A 21167-nucleotide genomic window follows, 5' to 3' on the forward strand; every position below is an offset into this window, starting at 1 on the left:
CCGAGCATTGAAGGGTTATGGGTTATTGCAGAATGTTTACGAAGAAAAACAGTTTGTCGACGGGATTATGAAATGCGAATCGAAGGTGCTTGAAAGGATGGCCGCCTGATGGCTTTTTACACACCTATTGACAAGACCTCAAATTTCTCCATTGAAACGCTTGCTCCTTAAGCATTTGTTTTAGGATTTTTTGCCTGGCTTCATCGATTCTTTTCTGCTTTTTGCCCTTAAACCACTCTATGGCAAAGTTCCCGATGAGGGTTAGAACGGAACCCACAATAGCCCCGATGAAACCGACAAGAGCAATCCAAAACTTTGTGTCATTAACAACCTTTGTAGCAATCAGAGACAATTCTTGCTCAGTCATTCATCTTCCCATGCTGCGCGCTGCATAGTTATTACTACACGGCCCAATATTTTTCGAATTCATGATGAACTATATCACATTAAATGCTCTGAAAACAGAAAACCAAAAAAAAGCCCCGAAATCAAAAGGCTGGAGTAGGACTGATTCGGATGAGAAGAGGTTCTAACATAAATTCTGGGGCACATAAACCTTTCTTGACAGGCATATAAATAACGCATACAATAAAAGCATATCAAGGAGGTGTATGATATGCGTGCGACATTAAACATACCAGATGACCTTGTTGCTGAAGTTCAGAAGCTTTCAGGAGAAAAATCCAAGACCAAGGCTATTGTGACTGCCATGGAAGAGTTTGTCAGGGATAAAAAGATCAAGAAACTGCTCTCCCTGAGAGGAAAGATACAGATCGAGGACGTTACAAAAGAGCTTGATGAGCTTGAGTTGAAGGAGATGGAAGATAATGATAAAAGATGGCGTAATAGTTGATACGTCTGTTCTGATTGATTTTTTGAAAAATACAGAGCCGAATGCCGGGGCAGTTGAAACTCTCATTACTGCAAAACGAGTTTTCACAACCGGAATAATTATGGCTGAGTTGTTGCAGGGGATCAAGTCTGCAAAAGAAGAGGGGTATGTTACCGAGCTTCTTGACGGCATTCCCGCAATCGAGGTGAACTCTGCCACCTGGGTCAACGCCGGCAAGCTGGCTTGTTCTCTGCGCCGCAAGGGGCTTACGCTACCTCTTACCGATGTTGCCATTGCTGCCGTCGCCATCGAACATAACCTCTCGGTCTTTACTCTCGACAAACACTTTGAGCAGATACCGGGAGTTCAGATTTATAACGCTTCATAGCCTTAATGCTGGTGGGGAGGTCTTGTAAGCTTAACGCATAGTTTGATAGTCGGATTCACAAAAATGTCTGAGACAATAAAAAGCTTTTGGAGGTTTGATTGATTCCGTCAAGAATACTTCTCGTAGAGGATAGTGAGATACAGGGAACGATTACCAGGAAGACCCTTGAAAAAACAGGCTATGAAGTAATTTGGGCCAAAGACGGTATCTCTGCGCTTAAGGCTGTCGTAACAGCTTCCCCGGATGTTGTGCTTCTGGACCTTAACCTCCCTGATATGAGCGGCACAGAGATCTGCCAATGGATGAAGCACAACAATAATGTAAAAGGCATCCCGATCATCATGCTCACTGAAAAAAGCTCGCTGGATGAAAAGATCTCCGGCATCGAGGCGGGCGCTGACGACTATCTTCCAAAACCATACAACGCTGCCGAACTCAATGCCAGGATATATGCCTCGCTGAGGACCAAGGCGCTTCAGGATGAGTTAAGACACAAAAATAAACAACTCAGCGAGCTCCTGGCAAAGGTGGAGGCCCTTTCCGTCACAGACCCTTTGACCGGGCTTTATAACCGAAGACAGATTGATTCCACGCTTGATACTGAATTTAAAAGGATGGCGAGACACGAATTTTCCGTTACATGTCTATTATTAGACATCGACCATTTCAAGTCAGTCAATGACAATTGTGGTCATGATGCTGGAGACTCGGTCCTTAGAGAGATTGCGCAAATACTCAGAAGCAGTATCAGGGAAGTAGATACCGCTGGGAGGTGGGGAGGCGAGGAGTTTGTTGTTATACTGCCTCATACGGACAAGCCTCAGGGAATGATAGTCGCAGAGAGAATATTGGGGAAGGTGTCTTCATATGTATTTGCCGACATCCCTAAGCGAAACATTACCGTAAGTATAGGTCTTGCTGTCTCAAGCTCCTTGATTGACACAACTGATAAAATAATTCATGCAGCCGATATGGCCCTTTACGCAGCAAAAAGGGAAGGCCGAAATAGGGTGAGGACCGATTTATAATGAGAAATTAAGGCATTTGACATATGCGCCAAAGAATAACAGTCTGAGCAAGACTGACCGGCAGTATAAAATACCCCAGTCATTACCTATATTGAGAAAATCGCTATGACGTGCTAATCTTTTAAATGTCGAAAAATAATATTCTCCTGCATAAAGTGTCAGCCGAGGTGAACTCCCCATGAAAAAGCGCATTATTTTCGCCGCCATCGGCCTGGCTATTCTCATTGTCATACTGGGAGGCATCAAGACCTTCCAGATCAGGGCTATGATCGACCAGGGCAAGAAGTTCGTCCCTCCGCCCGAGACCGTAACAACCGCGTCAGTAAAGTCTGAGACCTGGGATACTGCTCTGACCGCTATCGGCACGCTGAATGCCGTGCAGGGGGTTACCGTGGCTGCTGAACTGTCAGGTAAAGTGGTCAGGGTCGAGTTCGAGCCGGGCACCAGAGTGAAGAAGGGTGACATGCTGCTCCGCCAGGACACTACGTTCGAAGAAGCGCAGCTTCCGGGTGCGCTCGGCCAGGTAAATTTGTATGTCACAAATCTTGAAAGAGCGGATCAGCTGTTCACGAAGGGGCTCATCTCAAGGGCAGACCGCGATATGGCGGTCGCAAATGCAGAGCAGGCGCGGGCCCAGGCTGAGACCATCCGTGCCACTATAGGCAAGAAGACGATCCGTGCCCCGTTCAGCGGCCATATCGGTATCCGTCAGGTGAATCTGGGCCAGCTCCTCCGCGAGGGCGATCCGATCGCCACGCTGCAGTCACTTGATCCCCTGTATGTTGATTTTACGCTGCCGCAGCAGCAGGTCGCACAGATACGCCAGGGCCTGCCGGTGCGGGTTACCGGCGATGCACTGCCGGACGTGACGATCGAGGGCCGGATAACGACCATAAATCCGAAGATTGATGTTGAGACCCGCAGCATAAAGGTGCAGGCAACCGTCTCAAACCGCATGGATAAACTTCGACCCGGGATGTTCGTTAATCTGTCTGTCGGACTGCCTGCGCGTCAGAAGGTAATGACCATCCCTGCAACAGCAGTTATGTACGCTCCGTACAGCGACTCGGTCTTTGTGGTCGAGGAGAACAAGGATGGCAAGGGCGGCAGGACGCTACGCCAGCAGTTCGTTCGGCTTGGAGAAAAGCGCGGCGACTTTGCAGCGGTCACCAGCGGGCTCAAGGAAGGCGAGACCATCGTCAGCACCGGCGTTTTCAAGCTGCGCAACGGCCAGTCAGTGGTGGTTGACAACAAGCTCGCACCTGACTTTCAGCAGGCGCCCAAACCTGAGAACAACTGACCAGTGTCCTGTCAATGAATATCACTGATCTGTTTATCCGCCGCCCGGTCCTTGCCCTGGTGCTGAACCTTCTTATCATCATTGCAGGCCTTCAGGCGATCCGCACACTTAATGTCCGCCAGTATCCGCGCAGCGAAAACGCAGCGGTGACAGTTACTACAGTGTATATTGGTGCCAGTGCCGACCTCGTGCGCGGCTTTGTCACAACACCGTTGGAGCGGGCAATTGCTGCAGCAGATGGCATCGAGTATATGGAGTCGCAGAGCAGTCTCGGCCAGTCAATCATAAAAGTGAGGCTCAAGCTCAACTACGATGCAACCAAGGCCCTTGCAGAGATCAGTTCCAAGGTCGATCAGGTCCGACGCGACCTTCCCCCTGAGGCTGAGGTGCCGGTCATCAACATCGAGTCTGCAGACAGCCAGTTCGCCTCTGCATACCTCAGTTTCACCTCTGACATGCTCAAGCAGAACGAAATTACCGAATATCTGGTGCGTATTGTCCAGCCCCGTTTATCAGCGATCGAAGGTGTGCAGCGTGCAGATATCCTCGGCGCCCGTACTTTTGCAATGCGTATCTGGCTCAAGCCGGAGCGGATGGCAGCGCTGAACATCAGCCCGGCACAGGTGCGGCAGGCATTAGCGGTCAATAACTTCCTGTCAGCGCTCGGCCAGAGCAAGGGCTCGTTCATCCAGGTCAATATGACCGCTAACACCAACCTGAGCACAGTGGATGAGTTCAGGAACCTGGCAGTGCGGGAGCAGAATGGCAGCATCGTACGTCTGGGGGAGATCGCAGACGTACAGCTTGGGGCCGAGAACTATGATGCTGAAGTGCGTTTTTCAGGACAGGCCGCGGTCTTCATGGGCATCTGGCCTCTTCCCAATGCGAACTCCCTGGATGTTATCAAGCGTGTGCGGGCAGAGATGGATGCCATGCAGCGCGACCTGCCGAGCGGCATGAAGGCAGTTATTGCCTATGATGCAACCAACTATATAACGAACGCCATCCAGGAGGTGCTTAAGACCCTTGGCGACACGCTGCTGATCGTAGTGGTTGTCATCTTTCTCTTCCTCGGCTCTTTCCGGTCGGTCTTTATCCCGGTCATTGCGATCCCGATCTCCCTGATCGGCGCTGTCTTCCTGATGCAGTTCTTCGGCTTTACGGTCAATCTGCTTACGCTTCTGGCGGTGGTCCTGTCTGTCGGTCTGGTCGTTGACGACGCCATCGTGGTGGTCGAAAACGTGGAGCGCCATCTTGGCGAGGGCAGATCACCCCTTGATGCAGCCCTGATCGGAGCGCGTGAACTGGTCGGGCCGATCATCGCCATGACCATCACCCTGGCAGCGGTATATCTTCCGATCGGTCTGCAGGGCGGATTGACCGGTTCTCTTTTTCGTGAATTCGCCTTTACCCTGGCAGGTGCTGTCACCATCTCAGGGATCGTTGCCCTGACCCTGTCACCGCTCATGTCTGCCCGGCTGCTCAAGCCCGAAGTCAGCGAACACGGATTGGCAGGCCGCATCTCCCGCGGCTTTAACCGCCTCAAAAATGCGTACGGCAGGCGGCTTGACGCAACCCTGAACGCACGGCCTGCAGTGTATGCGGTCTGGATCGTTGTTTCGCTGCTGACCGTGCCGATGTTCATCATGTCTGCACGGGAGTTGGCCCCGACCGAAGACCAGGGGGTCATCTTCGGCATCCTGGACGCATCGGCCAATTCGACCCTGGACCAGAACAGCCGGTACGCAGCCGCAGTAAATGAGGCGTTCATGAGTGTGCCCGAGACCGACTTTACCTTTCAGATCACCTTTCCCAGTTCCGGGTTCGGCGGCATGGTCACCAGGCCGTGGGACAAACGTAAACGCAACGTCTTTCAGATCATGCCGGAAGTACAGCAGAAACTCCAGGCCATACCGGGTATTCAGATATTTCCGCTGACACCGCCTGCGCTCCCTGGCGGCGGCCAGTTCCCGGTCGAGTTTATCCTGGCATCGACTGCCGAAACCGGCCAGATCCTCGACTTTGCCCGTCAGTTGCAGATGAAGGCAATGCAGAGCAACATGTTCGCTTTTCCGCCGGTGATCGATGTGAAGATCGACCAGCCCCAATCCGAGTTCGTCATAGACCGCGATAAGGTGGCGGCACTCGGACTCAATCTGGCACAGATCGGCACAGACCTGGGCGGTATGGTCGGCGGCGGGTTTGTCAACCGGTTCGATATAGCCGGACGCAGCTATAAGGTCATACCGCAGATACAGCGCATCGGCCGCCTTAACCCTGAACAGCTCCAGAATATCCATGTCACCGGTCCCAATGGAAATCTGATCCCGCTCAGCACCATTGCCACGCTGCGGGATTCGGTCGTGCCGCGCTCGCTTAACCGTTTCCAGCAGCTCAATGCGGTGAAGATCAGCGGTGTAGCGATCCGGCCTTTGGACGAGGCCCTGCGCTTTCTGGAGGATGAGTCAGCCAGGATACTGCCGAAGGGATATGTGCTCGACTACACCGGCGAGTCGCGCCAGCTGCGCACTGAGGGGAACAAATTCCTGTCTGCCTTCGGACTGGCCGTCATCCTCATATTCCTGGTGCTGGCTGCCCAGTTCAACAGCTTCCGCGACCCCTTTGTGATCCTGGCAGGTTCTGTGCCGCTCGCCATGTTCGGCGCCCTGATCTTCACCTTCCTGAAGATACCTGACCCGAACACCCCTTTCTGGACCCACGGCTGGACAACAACGCTCAATATCTACTCGCAGGTCGGACTGGTCACCCTGGTCGGACTGGTATCAAAGAACGGCATACTGATCGTGCAGTTTGCCAATCAGCTTCAGCTGAAGGGACACACCAAACTTGAGGCAGTGCGTGAGGCATCCATGACCCGTCTGCGGCCGATCCTTATGACCACTGCAGCTACTATTGCCGGTCATTTTCCTCTGACACTGGTCACGGGGGCAGGTGCTGCTGCCCGTAACTCGATCGGTCTGGTGCTGGTGGGCGGCATGTTTGTCGGCACGCTCTTCACCCTCTTTGTTGTCCCCTCGATCTATATGCTGATAGCGCGTGACCACAGCAAAGACCTCAAGTCAGAAACAGTCATATCTGCAGCTCCTTAACAACCCTGCTTTGTTTCCCTCAAGTTCATTTTTCTCATCTGCCTCAGGTATCATAAAGAACCATGAATATTCAGAAGATCGTTAAAGATTTCAGGAAGAGAAAGATCCTGGTCATCGGCGACATTATCCTTGACCATTACATCCTGGGCAGAGTGAACAGGATATCTCCTGAGGCGCCGGTGCCGGTTGTAGAGGTAACAAAGGAGAATTTACTTCTTGGCGGCGCTGCGAACGTTGCGAACAATATTGTTTCGTTGGGCGCACATGCTGCAGTGATCGGCATCAATGGAGATGATATCGCAGGAGAGGCGCTGAAGAGCATCCTGCTCCAGAAGGGTGTTGACTGCGCCGGTCTTTTTACTGAGAATAGGCCGACAACGGTCAAGACACGCGTCATAGCCCATAACCAGCAGGTGGTCAGGTTCGATCGCGAGGACAGCAAGTATGTGGACGGCAGGATATTGAAAGGCATCCTGTCTCATATCCACAGCATTGTCAATGACTTTGACGCGGTGATCATATCTGACTATAAAAAGGGCATGATTACGGCAGATCTGGTCAGGGGCATCCTGAAAAAGACAAAACCGAAGAATATATTCGTTGCGGTCGACCCCAAGGTCGGCCATTTTGATTTTTATAAGGGCGTGTCGCTCATTACGCCGAATCTCATGGAGGCTGCGCTCGGCGCAGGCATGGAGATTACTGACGACAGATCGCTGAACAAGGCAGGCCAGGCCCTTCTGAAGAAGCTGTCGCTCAGAGCTGCGCTTATTACAAGAGGCGAACAGGGCATGAGCCTTTTTGAAAAGAAGAAGGTTACCCACATCCCGACCGTTGCGCGGAAGGTCTATGACGTTACCGGCGCAGGCGACACGGTCATATCTGCGTTCACTCTTGCCACTGCATCAGGCGCAAGCCTTGAAGATTCTGCGGTGATCGCCAATCATGCAGCAGGCATTGTTGTCGGTGAGGTCGGCACTGCCGTTGCCACCCCTGAACAACTTTTAGCAGTAATGGGTAATGGGTAATGGGTAATGGGTTAAAAAAAAATGGCAAGTCTGTTACGCATCACCCATCACTCATTACGCATCACCCCTCACGTCCTGTAAAAGCCATTGCCCTGTACTCAGGCGGTCTTGACAGTACGCTCGCGATCCTGGCGGTAATGAAGCAGGGGGTCGAGGTGAAGGCTGTTACTTTTTTGAACCATTTCGGCTGCGACATTACCGACAAGTCGTCCTGCTCTAAAAATCCCTTTGCTGCAGCGCAGCAGTTCGGGTTTGAGGTGAAGCTCTGCCATCTTTCCGACAAGTTTATCGATATTGTAAAAAATCCGAAGTTCGGCCATGGCAAGAACATGAACCCCTGCATGGACTGCAGGATATTGATGCTCAGGGAAGCCAAAGAGTTCATGGATATGGTCAACGCGGACTTTATCATCACCGGTGAGGTGCTGGGACAGAGGCCCATGAGCCAGCGCAGGGATGCCCTTGATATCATAGACAGGGAGACAGGCCTGCGCGGCCGTATCCTGAGGCCGCTTACCGCAAAACTGCTGAAGCCTACCATTGCCGAACAGGAGGGGCTTGTGAACCGCGAGCTGCTCTACGGCTTCGGCGGCCGCACGAGAAAACCCCAGATGGCGCTTGCTGCTGAATTCGGTCTGGTTGATTATCCTTTGCCTGCGAGCGGCTGCCTTCTGACAGAGCCGAACTATTCTTATCGTCTGAGCGAATCGCTCGCCCATGACAGGGATCCGTCTCTTGACGACCTGAACCTGCTTCGTGTTGGCAGACATTTCAGATTATCAGATACCTGCAAGGTAATTGTAGGAAGGGATGAAGGGGAGAACAACGCCATTCTTCTGATCCTTGGAGAAAAGGGTACCTTCCTGAAGGCACAGGACCATGCCAGTCCGATTACGGTGATCAGGGGAGAGGCAGACGATGAGATGATCGGAATAGCAGCATCCTTATGTGCACGCTATTCAGATGGCAAACATCTTTCTGAGGTTAAGGTGAAGATATGGAACGGAGACGATGTCCGGTATCTCATGGTGCCGCCTGCTGACCAGGCCACGATAGATCAATACAAGATAGAACGCAAAGACAAGAGTAAGGTGCCGCAGAAGGCGTAAGTTATTTGAAGCATATCTTTGCATGAATGCGAGGTTATGCTTCAATGGATTTGGGAATCTTTAACTGCGTTGCCTTCTTTCGGACATTCACAGGTGCACTTGCTTTCTGTAAGTCTACGCCTCTTGAAATCACTCAACGATGCGCATTTTACCTCCAAACTAACACGTATCAGGCTTTTAAGCTATCGCGCCTTTCCAAATGAAACATGTTTAATGACATGGTGCAAATGGCACCGACAAAGTGTGAAAGTGGATGAGGGAAATCTGTATACTTCCAATTGCAGCGAGAACCAGATAAAAACTATACTACGCTGCCCTCTCTGAATACTCGCTGCAATTAATGCACAGGATCTGATTGGATAACGGTGCCATTATCCCCCACGGCCACAAAGGTGCCATTGCAATAGGTCACCCCATCCAAGGTCACCCCATTCAAAAAACCAGTTGAACCATTTGTGCCCAAGTCTCTGGACGTCCACGTTACTCCGTCAGGGGAGGTGTAGATCGGACTTAAAAAGCTGGAGGCATCACGTCCCACTGCCACAAAAGTGCCACTACCATATGTTACTCCCCTAAAATAATTAGTTGAACCAGTTGTGCCCAAATTTCTGGGTGTCCACGTTATTCCGTCAGGGGAGGTGAGGAAAGGGCTTGCGAGACTAGAGCTAGAAGAACCCACGGCCACAAAGGTGCCATTGCCATAGGCAATACTCAACAAAGAATCTTGTGCCATTCCCCCGGTTCTGGGTATCCACGCTACTGCGTCGGTGGAGGTGAGGATAATCGGCCTTATAACGTTAGAGATATCATACCCCACGGCAACAAAGGTGCCGTTGCCATAGGTTACCCCAGTCAAGACACCAGCGGCACCAGTTGTTCCGGAGTTACTGGATGTCCACGTTACTCCGTCAGAGGAGGTGAGGACGGTGCCAGAATCCCCCACTGCGACAAAGGTGCCGTTGCCATAAGTCACCCCCTTCAGGATAACAGTTGTTCCGGAGTTACTGGATATCCACGCTACTCCGTCAGAGGAGGTGAGGACGGTGCCAGAATCCCCCACTGCGACAAAGGTGCCGTTGCCATAAGTCACCCCCTTCAAGATAACAGTTGTTCCCGAGTTCCTGGATATCAAAGTTATTCCATCAGAGGAGGTGAGGATGGTGTTCCCCACGGCCACAAAGATGCCGTTGCCACAGGCAACACTCAACAAAAAATCAGTCCTTCCCACGGTTCTGGATGTCCATATCACTCCATCAGGGGAGGTGAAGATCGTGCCATGATCCTCCACGGCGACAAAGATGCCGTTGCCATAGGCCACACTCACCGAAGCACTAAAATCAATATGCGAGTCTCCGGATGTCCACGTTACTCCGTCAGGAGAGGTGAGGATGGTGCCATCTTCGCCCACTGCAATAAAGATACTGTTTCCAAAGGTCACCCCCTTTAAAAAACGAGTTCTTGAGCCACTGGACGTCCACGTGACGCCATCACGGGAGGTGAAGATGGTGCCAGAAGTCGTCACAGGGACCCTATGCCCCCCCACTGCGACAAAGGTGCCGTTACCATAGGCCACACTCACCAAGAAATCCGTTGTTCCAGAGTTACTGGATGTCCACGTTACACCATCAGGGGAGGTGAGCATGGTGAAATTACCACCGAATCTCTCCGCCTGTCCTCCCGCCCCCACCGCGACAAAGGTGCCGTTGCCATAAGTCACCCCATTCAGGATAGCAGTTGTTCCGGAGTTACTGGATGTCCACGTAATTCCATCAGGGGAGGTGAGGATGGTGCCGACAGACCCCACTGCGACAAAGATGCCGTTGCCATAAGTCACCCCATTCAAGATAACAGTTGTTCCGGAGTTCCTGGATATCCACGTAATTCCATCAGGGGAGGTGAGGATGGTGCCGACAGACCCCACGGCGACAAAGGTGCCATTGCCATAGGTTACACTCACCAAAATATCCGTCGTTTTCGAGTTTCTGGATGTCCACGCTACTCCATCAGGGGAGGTGAGGATGGTGCCGACAGACCCCACTGCGACAAAGATGCCGTTGCCATAGGTTACCCCGACAAGGGAATTGCCTTGCGGTAAAGGATATCGCCAGTGCCATGAGTCGAGTGGTGAGGCAAGTGAAGGTGGAGCGACTGGTGGAGGTGGAGTGACTGACTCACTGCTTCCGCCACCCCCGCAACTTGCCATAAGAAGAGAAAAGCAGAGCATAAATACTGTAGTGGAAAAAAATAATAAATCCCGTTTCTGTAACATTTGTCCCCCAAGTGCCTCATTATAGCACACGGATCTTTTCAACGAAACAATAGTTGTTGCCAATTATCGCACATAGTAGGCACCATTTTATCGCTTCTTGACACCTCTTTTATGTCTGCCTGATAAAATTTGCTGCCAAGTAAAATAATGTTGCCCGATCACGCTGGTTGGTATACAATACCAACCATGAAGGCACGTCTTATCCTGCACACAAAGGAAATGAAAGATGACGAGATCGTAGAGATCAAACTCTGGCAGGTGCCAGTAACGCCGGATAAACCAAATGGGGTGAAGATATCACTTATATATGTGAAGGCCGGGAAACGACTTGTCTGTTATGACAATGCAGAGGGCAAGGGGTATCATCGGCATTTTCTCGAGGCAGAGTCGCCGTATAGGTTTCACGATATCTGGAAATTGCTGAATGATTTCAAGAAAGACGTTACACGGATAAGAGGAAGGAGATGGGACGATGAAAGTTAAAACGATACATATTGAGGTGAAGAGTCTGGACAGCGCATTAAAGGAGGCCGGTGAGGTCTTTGAAAAGATTGCACAGGGCAAGGTCGTGAAGAAAAAAGATGCCATTTATTTCAGCAATCTCAAAGAGATGCGGCGGGCGCTTACGGAGAAAAGGCTGGAACTGCTCCATATCGTGAAGAAGCAAAAACCGTCTTCGGTGTATGAACTGTCAAAGATGCTGCACCGCGATCTCAAGAATGTGCTCCAGGATGTCGAATATCTGCGTGAGCTCGGAGTCCTTGAGGTGGAAGAGACGAATGACAGGAAAATCCCCAAGGTGGAGTATGACAAGATAGCACTTGAAGTGGCGGTTTAGCTTTAATAGGTTCGGAAATCCTTAACTGCGTGTTACGTTCTTTCGGACATTCACAGTTGCACTTGTTTCTTAGCACAATAATTTAATGAAAAAAAGCTTTAATGTGATTGTTAAGAACTTGCAGGGCATCGCTTTTCCAGCATACTGCATTGTATGCGGACGACCGCATAATAATCAGCATGGCACGATAGAAGTTACTCCGCGTGGTGCCTACTGGCATCATCTTATCTCTTCTATTGACGACATATCCTCAAAGAGACATGTGATATCTGTGCCTGGACATCCTAAATGTTTGAGATCGGTGCGACAGTCTTTTTGGATCCGCTGGCTTTTCATAATTTCGATTATTATTCCTACTACTATTTACGGTGCAGCAAAAGATTGGAGTAGATTTCACATATTAGGAATCGATTTGATAATCGCGTCGCCCTTTATTGTCTGGCATCTCGCAAATCCTCTGCCGATCGAATACACTCATATGAGCGGCAAATATATTTTTTCATTTACAGATAGATATTATGCTGAGCGTTTTGCCACATTAAATAACTCGAAAATCGAGGAGCGACGCTAACGACTCAATCAACCCGACGCGGATTAAATGGAGAAAATTCTTTTAGAGTCTTATCGGTACGTTTCGTTCCCTGAGGTATTCCTTTGCTTCGTGTACCGAGTATTCCCTGAAGTGAAAGATCGAGGCTGCGAGTGCTGCATCTGCCTTCCCTGCAGTAAGACCCTCATAAATATGTTCAAGGTTGCCGACGCCGCCTGAGGCGATCACCGGTATCGAGACCGCCTCGGAAATGGTCCGGGTCAGCTCGATATCATACCCGTCTTTTGTGCCGTCCTTGTCCATGGAGGTGAGCATGAATTCTCCTGCGCCAAGCTCTTCCATCTTCTTCGCCCATTTCACAGCATTGATCAGCTTCATCTGACGGCCGCCATGGGTCGAGATCGCCCAGGATAATGTCTGGTCGCTTTCTTTCAAATCCCCCCAACCCCCCTTTTCTAAAGTGGGGCTTTCTGAAGTTCCCCTCTTTGACAAAGAGGGGCGAGGGGAGATTTTTCCAGTGATATCGAGGATGACATCTTTCAGCGATGCATCATTAAACCAGTCTTCACCGGTTGCCTTGGCCATATTGTCAGCGACCCTTTTTGCATCGATCGCAACGACAATGCACTGGCTGCCGAACTTCTCTGCAGCGCGGCTGATGAAATGCGGGTCTTTCACTGCGGTCGTGTTGATAGAAACCTTGTCACAGCCTGAATTGAGCAGGTTGCGTATGTCCTCAATGGTCTTGATCCCGCCGCCGACTGTCAGAGGCATGAATACGTCCTCAGCGGTCTTTTCGACAATATCAAGGATGATCTTCCTTTTTTCGTGGGAAGCGGTTATGTCGAGGAATATGAGTTCGTCAGCGCCCTGTTCGTCATAGAACTTTGCGTTTTCGACCGGGTCTCCGGCATCACGCAAGTTGACGAAGCTCACGCCCTTGACCACGCGGCCGTCCTTGACATCGAGACAGGGGATGATGCGTTTAGCTAACATGGGAGAGACCGTAATGGGTGATGAGTAATGAGTGATGGGTGAAAGGTGAAATGAAAAATGGCAAAATAAAATGCATGATCTTTTGCGGATAATTGGTCATTGCGTATTTTGTTCCGTCAGTTTTATTGCTTCTTTAAGGTCGAGGGAACCGGCATAGATTGCCTTTCCGGTGATAGCGCCCCAGAGGTTCGGGATCTTCAGAAGGTTGCGAATGTCATCTATATTTGCGATGCCTCCTGATGCAATGACCGGGATAGTTACGGTCCTTGCCATCTCTTCCTGTGCCTGGATATTCGGACCTGTGAGCATGCCGTCGCGGGCGATGTCAGTATAAATAATGCCTCCCACGCCGACGGTCTCGACCCGCTTTGCCAACTCGATCGCATCAATGCTGCTCACCTCTTCCCACCCCTTCACCGCCACCTTGCCGTCCTTGGCATCAATACCGATGAAGATCTTGCCGGGAAACTGTTTGCATGCCTCCATGAAGAAGGAGGGGTCTTCTATGGCTGATGTGCCTATGATCACCCGGTTGATGCCGGCCGAAATAAGCCGGTCTACAGTAACAATATCCCTGATGCCGCCGCCGACCTCGATGATCATTTTGACACTCTTTCTGATCTCCATGATCTTGCTGAGGTTCTGCTGGCTGCCGGTAAAAGCGCCGTCAAGGTCTACGACATGGAGTACTTTTGCACCCATGGCCTCCCATTTTTTTGCCGTGCCTGCGGCATCGCGGGAATAGACCGTGACAGCCTCTTTCCGCCCCTGTTCGAGCCTTACGCAGACGCCGTCCTTCAAATCTATTGCAGGAATAATAAGCATGTATTACTATACCAAAAACCTTTTTTAAATTATAGTGTTAACCAATCCATGGATACCATGAAGAGAAAATCAGAATATACAGCGGCAGGGATGCCGTTTTCCCGGAACAGTGCTGCGGCAGGTATAGTTCTGGCTGCCGGTGTTCTCTGCCTGATACTGTTGCTGCCTGCTGTTTCGCCGGCTTTTACCGTTCCCGAAAAGCTCATCTTTGATCTCAGCTGGACGGGCGTGAAGGCAGGGACTGCCGTACTTGAGGCAGTGGATGAAAAAGAGACGATACGACTGATCTCTACCGCAAACTCTGCTGCGTGGGTCTCGGTATTCTACACGGTTGACGACAGGGTGGACTCGGTGCTCGCCAAGGGCAAGTCCCAGGTATTCATCGGACAGACCAGGAACTTCAGGCTGAAGATCAGGGAGGGTAAGCACAGAAGAGACAAGGAGATCGTTTTCGACCATAGTAGGCATACAGCCCTGTACATCGATCATCTTGATAAGGACAGAGAACGGAAAGAGCAGACTGTTCACGAAAATGTATTTGACCCTCTGTCGGTCCTCTACTATGTGAGGACCCTGAAGCTTGAGGTCGGAAAACCGGCCTATGTGGATATCTTTGACAGCAGTAAACTCTGGAATGTCGAGGTCCAGGTGCTCAGAAAGGAAAAGATCAGCACGATCCTCGGCGAAGTGGAGACTATAGTCATCAAGCCCCTGATGAGATCAGAAGGCATCTTCAACCGCAAGGGAGAGATGCTTATCTGGCTGACCGACGACCAGAAGAGGATCCCGGTCAAAATGCAGACCAAGGTCGCTGTCGGGTCCATTACAGCCACACTGGCCGGAGGGCGTTATTGATCGGTTTGTGGTAAGAGCAGTTCTGAATTCTCTGCATAGAAAGTTTGACGTGAGGGCGATGGCCCGCCGCTGACCATAGGGAGATATTTTTTGTCGGAAGATTATAAAAAAATTGTTCAGCTCGTAAAACCGTATTGGCGCAGGGTTGCCCTTGCCGGGATAATCAGCGTCATAGTATCGGGACTCAACGCATCTCTTGCCTGGCTGGTAAAGCCTATGATGGATGATATCCTGATCAAAAAGAACACGACGCTGCTCTGGCTGCTCCCTGCGGCAATATTCCTTATCTTTGTGCTGAGAGGGATGTTCCTTTTTTTTCACGAATATCTCATGAAATCTGCGGCACAGAAGATGGTAATGAACCTCAGAAATACCCTGTATGCTCATATCCTGGACCTGCCGATAGGGTATTTCGGCAAAACGTCGAGCGGAGAACTTATCTCAAGGACAATAAACGATACCTCTATCCTGCAGGGAGTCATATCGCTTACGGTCAAGGACCTGTTCATCGAGAGCACCACGGTGATCGCGCTTTCCGCTGTCGCTTTCTGGCGGAGATGGGACCTGACGCTCATTGCGCTCCTGGTCCTGCCGTCCGCTTTTTATATCGTTGGGCGGCTGGGGAAAAGAATAAAACTTATCAGCCGGCGCACCCAGGAAAAAATATCTATTATTACGGCATTCCTGAACGAGAGTTTTTCAGGCATCAAGATCATAAAGGCGTTTTCCCGTCAGTCTGATGATCAGGAGCGCTTCGAACGTATAAACAAGGATTTCTACCGGGAAAACATGCGCGCGACCAGGGTCTCTGAATTTGCTGCCCTGATCATGGAAGCGGTTGGCGGGATAGGGATCGGGTTTGTCATCTGGTATGGCGGCAGACTTATTACCGGCAATGTCATTACGATCGGGGACTTCACCTCATTCCTGACCGCTATTTTTCTGGTCTATACGCCCGCAAAGAGACTTGCCAAGGTCAGCGTAGGCATACAGCAGACGCGCGGTCCGCTGGAAAGGATATATTCTTTGCTGGCGGAGAAAAAGGAACCGGAAGGCTTTGTTGAACTGAAGCCGATCTCAAAAGAGATCGAGTTCAGAGGGGTTTCTTTTCAATACCCTTCAGCCAAACAGGAGGCGCTGCGGCATATAGACCTGCATATAAAAAAGGGCGACGTGCTTGCCATAGTCGGAAAGAGTGGCGGCGGCAAGACCACTCTTATTAATCTGCTGCCCCGGTTTTACGTGCCGACAGAAGGAGCTATTTTTATTGACGGCACGGATATATCTTCTGCCACGCTTCATTCATTGAGGAGCCAGTTCGGCATCGTAAGTCAGGAAGTGATACTTTTTGATGACACTATTTTTGCCAATATAGCATATGGAAAACCCGGTGCAGTCATGGCAGAGGTGATAGCCGCGTCAAAGGCTGCTTATGCGCATGACTTTATTATGGAGCTTCCTCAGGGGTACGATACCATGATCGGTGAAAGGGGGGTGAGGCTTTCCGGAGGGCAGCGCCAGAGACTCTCGATCGCCCGGGCCATACTCAGTAACCCGCCTGTTCTCATACTCGATGAAGCGACCTCGTCCCTTGACACCTCGTCGGAGATGATGGTGCAGAAGGCTCTTGAGAATCTCATGGAGAACAGGACGACCTTTGTGATCGCACACCGGCTTTCCACCGTGAAAAGAGCGGACAGGATAATTGTTCTGGACAAGGGCATGATCGTCGAGTCCGGGACCCATCAGGAGCTCTTTGAACAGAACGGGATATACCGGGACCTGTATGACCTCCAGTTCAGCCGATAGCGGTTGGGTACAAAGAAAAACGGGCTGGGAAATGCCGGACAGGAGCAGACAGGTCAGAGAACAGAGCTGCTGTTTTCAGTGAGGCGCTTCTGCTGAAAGGCACCCGTCGACTATCTTGCCTAACTGTCCGTCGAACTCAAGATGTCTTACTGATCCTCTGATCTCTGCCTTTGACAGGTGTTTCTGCATGGCAGTACTCATGGCTTCAGCAACAGACCCGATCTTCTTCAGATCTTTGATCACTGTGCCCGCTCCCTTTTGAATGACCTCGGAACAGCCGTTTGCATTGCTGGTCACGGTATAGAGCCCCATTGCCAATGCCTCCAGAGAGGCGTTGGAGAACGGATCGTAGATGGTCGGCAGGACAAAGGCGTCGGCTGACTGAAAATAGGGAATGACATTCTTTTGCGGTCCGCAGAAATTGACCCTTGCTGAAAGTCCAAGCCTGTTCGCCAGCCTTCGGTACCGCTGCTCATGTTTGTCTTTTCCCACGATGATCAGCCCTGTCTTCTCAGGGAGCATTGTCAGTGCTTCTATCGCCTTTGCGACTCCCTTCCGCTCATACCCGCTCCCCACATGAAGGAAGTAAAACATATCGTCGCGCAGCGAGAGCTCTCTGCGCAGCGTATCCCTTTCTCCGAGCGCCTGCTCGAAGACCCCGGAGAACTCAGCCCATTCCACCCCATTGTGTACAACGGTGATTTTTCCGGCTGCGGCAGGATAATACCTGAGCATATCGTCGCGCACAAGAAATGAGTTGCAAAAGATCCTTTTCAGGGTATCTGAAACAAAAGCTTTCTTTTCCATCCGGAGCATCATCCGGTGAAAGGGGTTGATGCGAAAGCTGAGGCACCTGAGGGGGGAGGTTTCAGCGCATCTTCTGTCGAGCCATCCCGCATGGCAGCCACCCCCGGCACGAAGGTGTGTCTGATAATCCGTACGGTCCATGCCGAGCACACAATCGTATCCGGTGGTTTTAAAGTGCCTGTTGGCCGAGGCGTTGAACGAAAGAAGCCTGAGCAGGTTATTGTGTTTAAACTGTTTCAACGTCACCCAGTTGACATTCGAGGAGGTCATCTCCCATCGTGCAGGTTCTGCGGTGACAACATCGACAGTAACATCTCTCTGCACAAAGGCATTGATCAGGCGCGTGGTATATTTCTCCCCGCCGCCAAATGGGGTATAGTTACTTTTGATTATTGCAACCCGCACAGGGTGTTCACCAGACAGGACTGAATATGATATTTCGGCCCGTGCTTTTTAGTATAATAACGCATGCGTAAGCGTAACATTTTCCTTCCTCTAAGAACAGAAAAATGAAAAAGCATCGTATCTCTCCGCTGTTCTTTTTCTCCCTGTTCCCTGTTGTGGCGGCTAACACGGTCCTCTCAATGGGTATCTCTTACCCGCTGTTCGCCTTTGGGGCGAAGAACAGCACTCTGTTTGGGCTGGCGGCCGGCCTTGTATCATTTGCAGGTCACTATTTCCTGCTCAATCTTGCTGCCGGAATGATCATACTGCTGCTGACCAGCTTCCTCCCCCGGAAGATAATGCTTGCTCTCAGGATAGTGCTCTTTGCCCTCTTGCAGACACTCCTTCTCGTGGATACGAAACTTTATTCCATCTTTCGCTACCATGCAAATTCACTTGTACTCAATGTGATCACTACTGAAGGGGTAAGGGATTCCGTGGTGCTTGGAAGCGGTACGATAGCAATGCTTGTTCTCTGGATCGCGGTGATCCTATCTGCGGAGTTCATCACGAACGTATATGTCGCAGGGTACTACAGAACCATGGCTCCGGTCATGCTTGCCCGGGCGATAAGGATCTCACGGGCGGCCTTTATTGTCGGTCTGCTGTTCGTTGCGGCTGATAAGGGGCTTTATGCCTATGGTGACCTTTACAACATAACCGGCATTACCGGCAACGCCAAGCTTTACCCCTTGTATCAGCCCCTGACCATAAGGAAATTTGCCTCCAGGGTCCTTCATATGCAGGTCAACCGGGAGGAAGGGTTTGCGTTTTCACCCTCTGCCACATCCCTGAATTATCCCCGGAAGCAGCCTGTCTTTGATCCGGGCAGCGGCCATAAGTACAATATTGTCATTATTGTACTCGACGGTCTCCGCTTCGATATGCTTGATGCAGGGGTCATGCCCAACCTCTCTGCTTTCGCAAATGAGAACATCGTATATGCCGAACACTACAGCGGAGGGAACGGCACGCGGTTCGGCATGTTTTCGCTGCTGTACGGGATCCATGGGTCATACTGGCACACGTTCCTTGCCCAGCGCAGGTCCCCGGTACTCCTGGATACCCTGCAGGACAGGGGATATGATTTCACCATCCTCTCGAGCACACGACTGTCATTCCCTGAATTCAGAAAGACCGCTTTTATCAGGATCCCCGACCATATAAAGGATACCTATAAGGCTGAGACCGCCATACCGGAACGTGATGAGCTGTTGACAAGGGACTTTGAGGATTATCTCGGGTCCAGGGATCTTCAGCGGCCGTTCTTCGCCTTCCTTTACTATAATTCCTCCCATGAGCCGTTTGTCTTTCCGGATGAATTCACAAGGTTCAGTCCGGTCATCAGGGGAGAGATAAACTATTTCAGTGATATGGAGAGGTCAAAGGTCCCGCTGCTCAGGAACATGTACAAAAACGCTGTCTTCTATGAGGATCATCTCCTGGGGAAGGTCATCAGGTCTTTGAAAGAGAAACGCCTGCTGGACAATACGATCGTCGTTGTTACCGGCGATCATGGAGAGGAGTTCTTCGAAAACGGCTTTTGGGGACATACGTCATCTTTTGATGACTACCAGCTGAAGACAGCCTTTGTCATGCATTACCCGGGTATCGGCCGCCGTACCGTTCAGAGGATCACCTCACATCATGATCTGGTGCCGACACTGATGGAGTCCCTTGGATGCGTCTCTCCTCCCGGGGAATACTCCCACGGATTTTCTCTTCTGCGGGATGAAAGCCATGCCTATATCACGGCGGCAAATTGGGATACTGCTGTCATGATCGACAAAGAGGTCAAGATCGTCTACTCGACCGAGATGTACAATATGGGTTCCTTTACCGTGCATGCCAAGGGGGACTATGCAGTTGTCAGCGCCCCGGCTGAGCTGCTGAGGCAAAAGAATGCCCAGCTGCTTGATGTCCTGGTGAGGATGTCGGAATTTTACAAAAAAATGTAGGGGGCAGACCCGGGGCAGAGGGTTATTCCCTTATTTACCCGGCATGCTGAGCAGCAGGTCTGCAAGGTTCTTGCCGATCACTTCGACAGAATAATGTGTTTCTGCTTTTATCCTGGCATTTCTCCCCAATTCGATCCTTTGCTCTTTGTTTTCCAGTAAAGACCGTATGGCGTCATGGAAACCTTCCGGAGCCGGTACTACAAGCCCCTCCTTGCCATGCCCGACGACGTCCCTGTTGATGCCGACATCCGAGACAACCGGCGGCACCCCTGCCGCCATATACTGCAGCGCCTTGTAAGCACACTTGCCTTCGCTCCACTTATTCAGGGGAAGCGGCATGACGCCGATGTCAAAAAGGGAGATCTCTTTTTCCTGCGTTTCAAGATCCCAGGGCACGAAGTCGACCTGCACGCCCGGGATCTGCACGGTATCACTGCAGATCACTCTCAGCCGAAACCTGCAGCTGCAGGCCAGTCTTTGAAATGTTTCTGACAGCATTGCCAGATGGCGAAGGTTCCCTTTCCCGCCTACCCAGCCGATAACGATATCCCTGTTTCCGCCGGCATGATCTCTCACAGGAGTTCCGCGGGTCTCTACGGATGAAGGCAGTACGAGCACATGGTTATTGTACTTATCGGCATAGTCGGCCAGCACCCTGTTGCCGGCAATGACCATGTCCGCTGCTTTGGCGATACTTCCGAATTTTGTCCGTCTTGACCTGCTTTCAAATGACGCGTGCGAATCATCCCGGTAATAAATGGCGTCATCAAAGTCAAAAATAAGCAGTCTGGAAAAAGACCTGAGCAGTTTTAGTTCGATGGGTGAGGGCAGCTTCTTCTGGAGATATACGATATCGAATTTTCTGAGGTCCCTCCAGAGGAGTATCTTATCGGAGAGGCCTTTCGGATAGACCTTGGCTTCGGCGCAGATCCCTGCTTTTCGTATCTCGGGAAGGAGGTTGGAGACCCTGATCCTGCTGCTCGGCATCTCCATTTCCTGACAGAGAAATAAGACATTCATC

18 protein-coding genes are annotated in these 21167 nt (G+C 51.0%); 12 read left to right on the plus strand and 6 right to left on the minus strand.

The window, feature by feature from the left end:
• Positions 1 to 124 precede the first annotated feature (124 nt).
• Positions 125 to 367, minus strand: coding sequence for a hypothetical protein (locus tag HZB62_06615; protein MBI5074824.1), 243 nt, complete (start codon positions 365 to 367; stop codon positions 125 to 127).
• A 249-nt stretch (positions 368 to 616) separates the two neighbouring features.
• On the opposite strand from HZB62_06615, the gene HZB62_06620 reads away from it, so the two are divergent.
• The 7 genes from HZB62_06620 to HZB62_06650 all read left to right on the plus strand — a co-directional run bounded on the left by HZB62_06620 (position 617) and on the right by HZB62_06650 (position 8795).
• A complete protein-coding gene (locus HZB62_06620; protein MBI5074825.1) occupies positions 617 to 853 on the plus strand; it encodes a type II toxin-antitoxin system VapB family antitoxin in 237 nt (78 codons plus the stop codon).
• Positions 828 to 1220 (plus strand): PIN domain-containing protein, encoded by a 393-nt coding sequence (locus HZB62_06625; GenBank protein ID MBI5074826.1) that lies wholly within the window; start codon positions 828 to 830, stop codon positions 1218 to 1220. Before HZB62_06620 ends, HZB62_06625 begins: the two co-directional genes overlap by 26 nt.
• 98 nt (positions 1221 to 1318) lie before the next feature.
• The gene (locus HZB62_06630) at positions 1319 to 2248 is read left to right on the plus strand and encodes a diguanylate cyclase (protein MBI5074827.1); all 930 of its coding nucleotides are present in this window, start codon (positions 1319 to 1321) and stop codon (positions 2246 to 2248) included.
• Positions 2249 to 2426: 178 nt separating this feature from the next.
• Positions 2427 to 3548 (plus strand): efflux RND transporter periplasmic adaptor subunit, encoded by a 1122-nt coding sequence (locus HZB62_06635; GenBank protein ID MBI5074828.1) that lies wholly within the window; start codon positions 2427 to 2429, stop codon positions 3546 to 3548.
• A gap of 14 nt (positions 3549 to 3562) precedes the next feature.
• A complete protein-coding gene (locus HZB62_06640) occupies positions 3563 to 6658 on the plus strand; it encodes an efflux RND transporter permease subunit (protein MBI5074829.1) in 3096 nt (1031 codons plus the stop codon).
• A 62-nt stretch (positions 6659 to 6720) separates the two neighbouring features.
• Positions 6721 to 7686: a D-glycero-beta-D-manno-heptose-7-phosphate kinase gene (gene rfaE1 / locus HZB62_06645; protein ID MBI5074830.1), complete on the plus strand. Its 966-nt coding sequence runs from the start codon at positions 6721 to 6723 to the stop codon at positions 7684 to 7686.
• Positions 7686 to 8795, plus strand: coding sequence for a hypothetical protein (locus HZB62_06650; GenBank protein MBI5074831.1), 1110 nt, complete (start codon positions 7686 to 7688; stop codon positions 8793 to 8795). Before rfaE1 ends, HZB62_06650 begins: the two co-directional genes overlap by 1 nt.
• Before the next feature lie 337 nt (positions 8796 to 9132).
• Here the strand turns inward: HZB62_06650 and HZB62_06655 are convergent, their stop codons facing one another.
• Positions 9133 to 11064, minus strand: a complete 1932-nt coding sequence (locus tag HZB62_06655; protein MBI5074832.1) for a hypothetical protein — start codon at positions 11062 to 11064, stop codon at positions 9133 to 9135.
• A 219-nt stretch (positions 11065 to 11283) separates the two neighbouring features.
• Between HZB62_06655 and HZB62_06660 the strand changes: the two genes are divergently transcribed.
• Complete coding sequence (locus HZB62_06660; protein MBI5074833.1) at positions 11284 to 11547, plus strand: hypothetical protein; 264 nt, start codon at positions 11284 to 11286, stop codon at positions 11545 to 11547.
• Positions 11537 to 11902, plus strand: coding sequence for a hypothetical protein (locus HZB62_06665; GenBank protein ID MBI5074834.1), 366 nt, complete (start codon positions 11537 to 11539; stop codon positions 11900 to 11902). The genes HZB62_06660 and HZB62_06665 overlap by 11 nt, the downstream gene beginning before the upstream one ends.
• 613 nt (positions 11903 to 12515) lie before the next feature.
• Here the strand turns inward: HZB62_06665 and hisF are convergent.
• Both hisF and hisA read right to left on the minus strand, forming a co-directional pair.
• Positions 12516 to 13448, minus strand: a complete 933-nt coding sequence (gene hisF / locus HZB62_06670) for an imidazole glycerol phosphate synthase subunit HisF (GenBank protein MBI5074835.1) — start codon at positions 13446 to 13448, stop codon at positions 12516 to 12518.
• Positions 13449 to 13544: 96 nt separating this feature from the next.
• Positions 13545 to 14273 carry a 1-(5-phosphoribosyl)-5-[(5-phosphoribosylamino)methylideneamino]imidazole-4-carboxamide isomerase gene (gene hisA, locus HZB62_06675; protein MBI5074836.1) on the minus strand — a complete coding sequence of 243 codons (729 nt, stop codon included), beginning with the start codon at positions 14271 to 14273 and terminating at the stop codon, positions 13545 to 13547.
• 90 nt (positions 14274 to 14363) lie between these two features.
• Here hisA and HZB62_06680 point away from each other — a divergent pair, with 90 nt between their 5' ends.
• Positions 14364 to 15128, plus strand: a complete 765-nt coding sequence (locus HZB62_06680; GenBank protein MBI5074837.1) for a DUF3108 domain-containing protein — start codon at positions 14364 to 14366, stop codon at positions 15126 to 15128.
• Positions 15129 to 15218: 90 nt separating this feature from the next.
• A complete protein-coding gene (locus tag HZB62_06685) occupies positions 15219 to 16937 on the plus strand; it encodes an ATP-binding cassette domain-containing protein (protein ID MBI5074838.1) in 1719 nt (572 codons plus the stop codon).
• 75 nt (positions 16938 to 17012) lie between these two features.
• On the opposite strand, the gene HZB62_06690 is transcribed toward HZB62_06685, so the two are convergent.
• Complete coding sequence (locus tag HZB62_06690; GenBank protein ID MBI5074839.1) at positions 17013 to 18149, minus strand: glycosyltransferase family 4 protein; 1137 nt, start codon at positions 18147 to 18149, stop codon at positions 17013 to 17015.
• Between the two features lie 104 nt (positions 18150 to 18253).
• On the opposite strand from HZB62_06690, the gene HZB62_06695 reads away from it, so the two are divergent.
• Positions 18254 to 20146, plus strand: coding sequence for a sulfatase-like hydrolase/transferase (locus HZB62_06695; GenBank protein MBI5074840.1), 1893 nt, complete (start codon positions 18254 to 18256; stop codon positions 20144 to 20146).
• A gap of 30 nt (positions 20147 to 20176) precedes the next feature.
• On the opposite strand, the gene HZB62_06700 is transcribed toward HZB62_06695, so the two are convergent.
• A complete protein-coding gene (locus tag HZB62_06700; GenBank protein MBI5074841.1) occupies positions 20177 to 21166 on the minus strand; it encodes a glycosyltransferase family 4 protein in 990 nt (329 codons plus the stop codon).
• Position 21167: the final 1 nt, after the last annotated feature.

The sequence above is a fragment of the Nitrospirota bacterium genome (genome assembly GCA_016214855.1).
Lineage (GTDB): Bacteria > Nitrospirota > Thermodesulfovibrionia > Thermodesulfovibrionales > UBA6898 > UBA6898.

Coding starts and splice junctions, on each gene's coding strand:
- HZB62_06695 (MBI5074840.1), top strand. CDS start 18,254: ATGAAAAAGCATCGTATCTCTCCGCTGTTCTTTTTCTCCCTGTTCCCT.
- HZB62_06680 (MBI5074837.1), top strand. CDS start 14,364: ATGCCGTTTTCCCGGAACAGTGCTGCGGCAGGTATAGTTCTGGCTGCC.
- HZB62_06700 (MBI5074841.1), bottom strand. CDS start 21,166: ATGAATGTCTTATTTCTCTGTCAGGAAATGGAGATGCCGAGCAGCAGG.
- HZB62_06655 (MBI5074832.1), bottom strand. CDS start 11,064: ATGTTACAGAAACGGGATTTATTATTTTTTTCCACTACAGTATTTATG.
- rfaE1 (MBI5074830.1), top strand. CDS start 6,721: ATGAATATTCAGAAGATCGTTAAAGATTTCAGGAAGAGAAAGATCCTG.
- HZB62_06640 (MBI5074829.1), top strand. CDS start 3,563: ATGAATATCACTGATCTGTTTATCCGCCGCCCGGTCCTTGCCCTGGTG.
- HZB62_06665 (MBI5074834.1), top strand. CDS start 11,537: ATGAAAGTTAAAACGATACATATTGAGGTGAAGAGTCTGGACAGCGCA.
- HZB62_06620 (MBI5074825.1), top strand. CDS start 617: ATGCGTGCGACATTAAACATACCAGATGACCTTGTTGCTGAAGTTCAG.
- HZB62_06615 (MBI5074824.1), bottom strand. CDS start 367: ATGACTGAGCAAGAATTGTCTCTGATTGCTACAAAGGTTGTTAATGAC.
- HZB62_06625 (MBI5074826.1), top strand. CDS start 828: ATGATAAAAGATGGCGTAATAGTTGATACGTCTGTTCTGATTGATTTT.
- HZB62_06660 (MBI5074833.1), top strand. CDS start 11,284: ATGAAAGATGACGAGATCGTAGAGATCAAACTCTGGCAGGTGCCAGTA.
- hisF (MBI5074835.1), bottom strand. CDS start 13,448: ATGTTAGCTAAACGCATCATCCCCTGTCTCGATGTCAAGGACGGCCGC.
- HZB62_06650 (MBI5074831.1), top strand. CDS start 7,686: ATGGGTAATGGGTTAAAAAAAAATGGCAAGTCTGTTACGCATCACCCA.
- hisA (MBI5074836.1), bottom strand. CDS start 14,273: ATGCTTATTATTCCTGCAATAGATTTGAAGGACGGCGTCTGCGTAAGG.
- HZB62_06635 (MBI5074828.1), top strand. CDS start 2,427: ATGAAAAAGCGCATTATTTTCGCCGCCATCGGCCTGGCTATTCTCATT.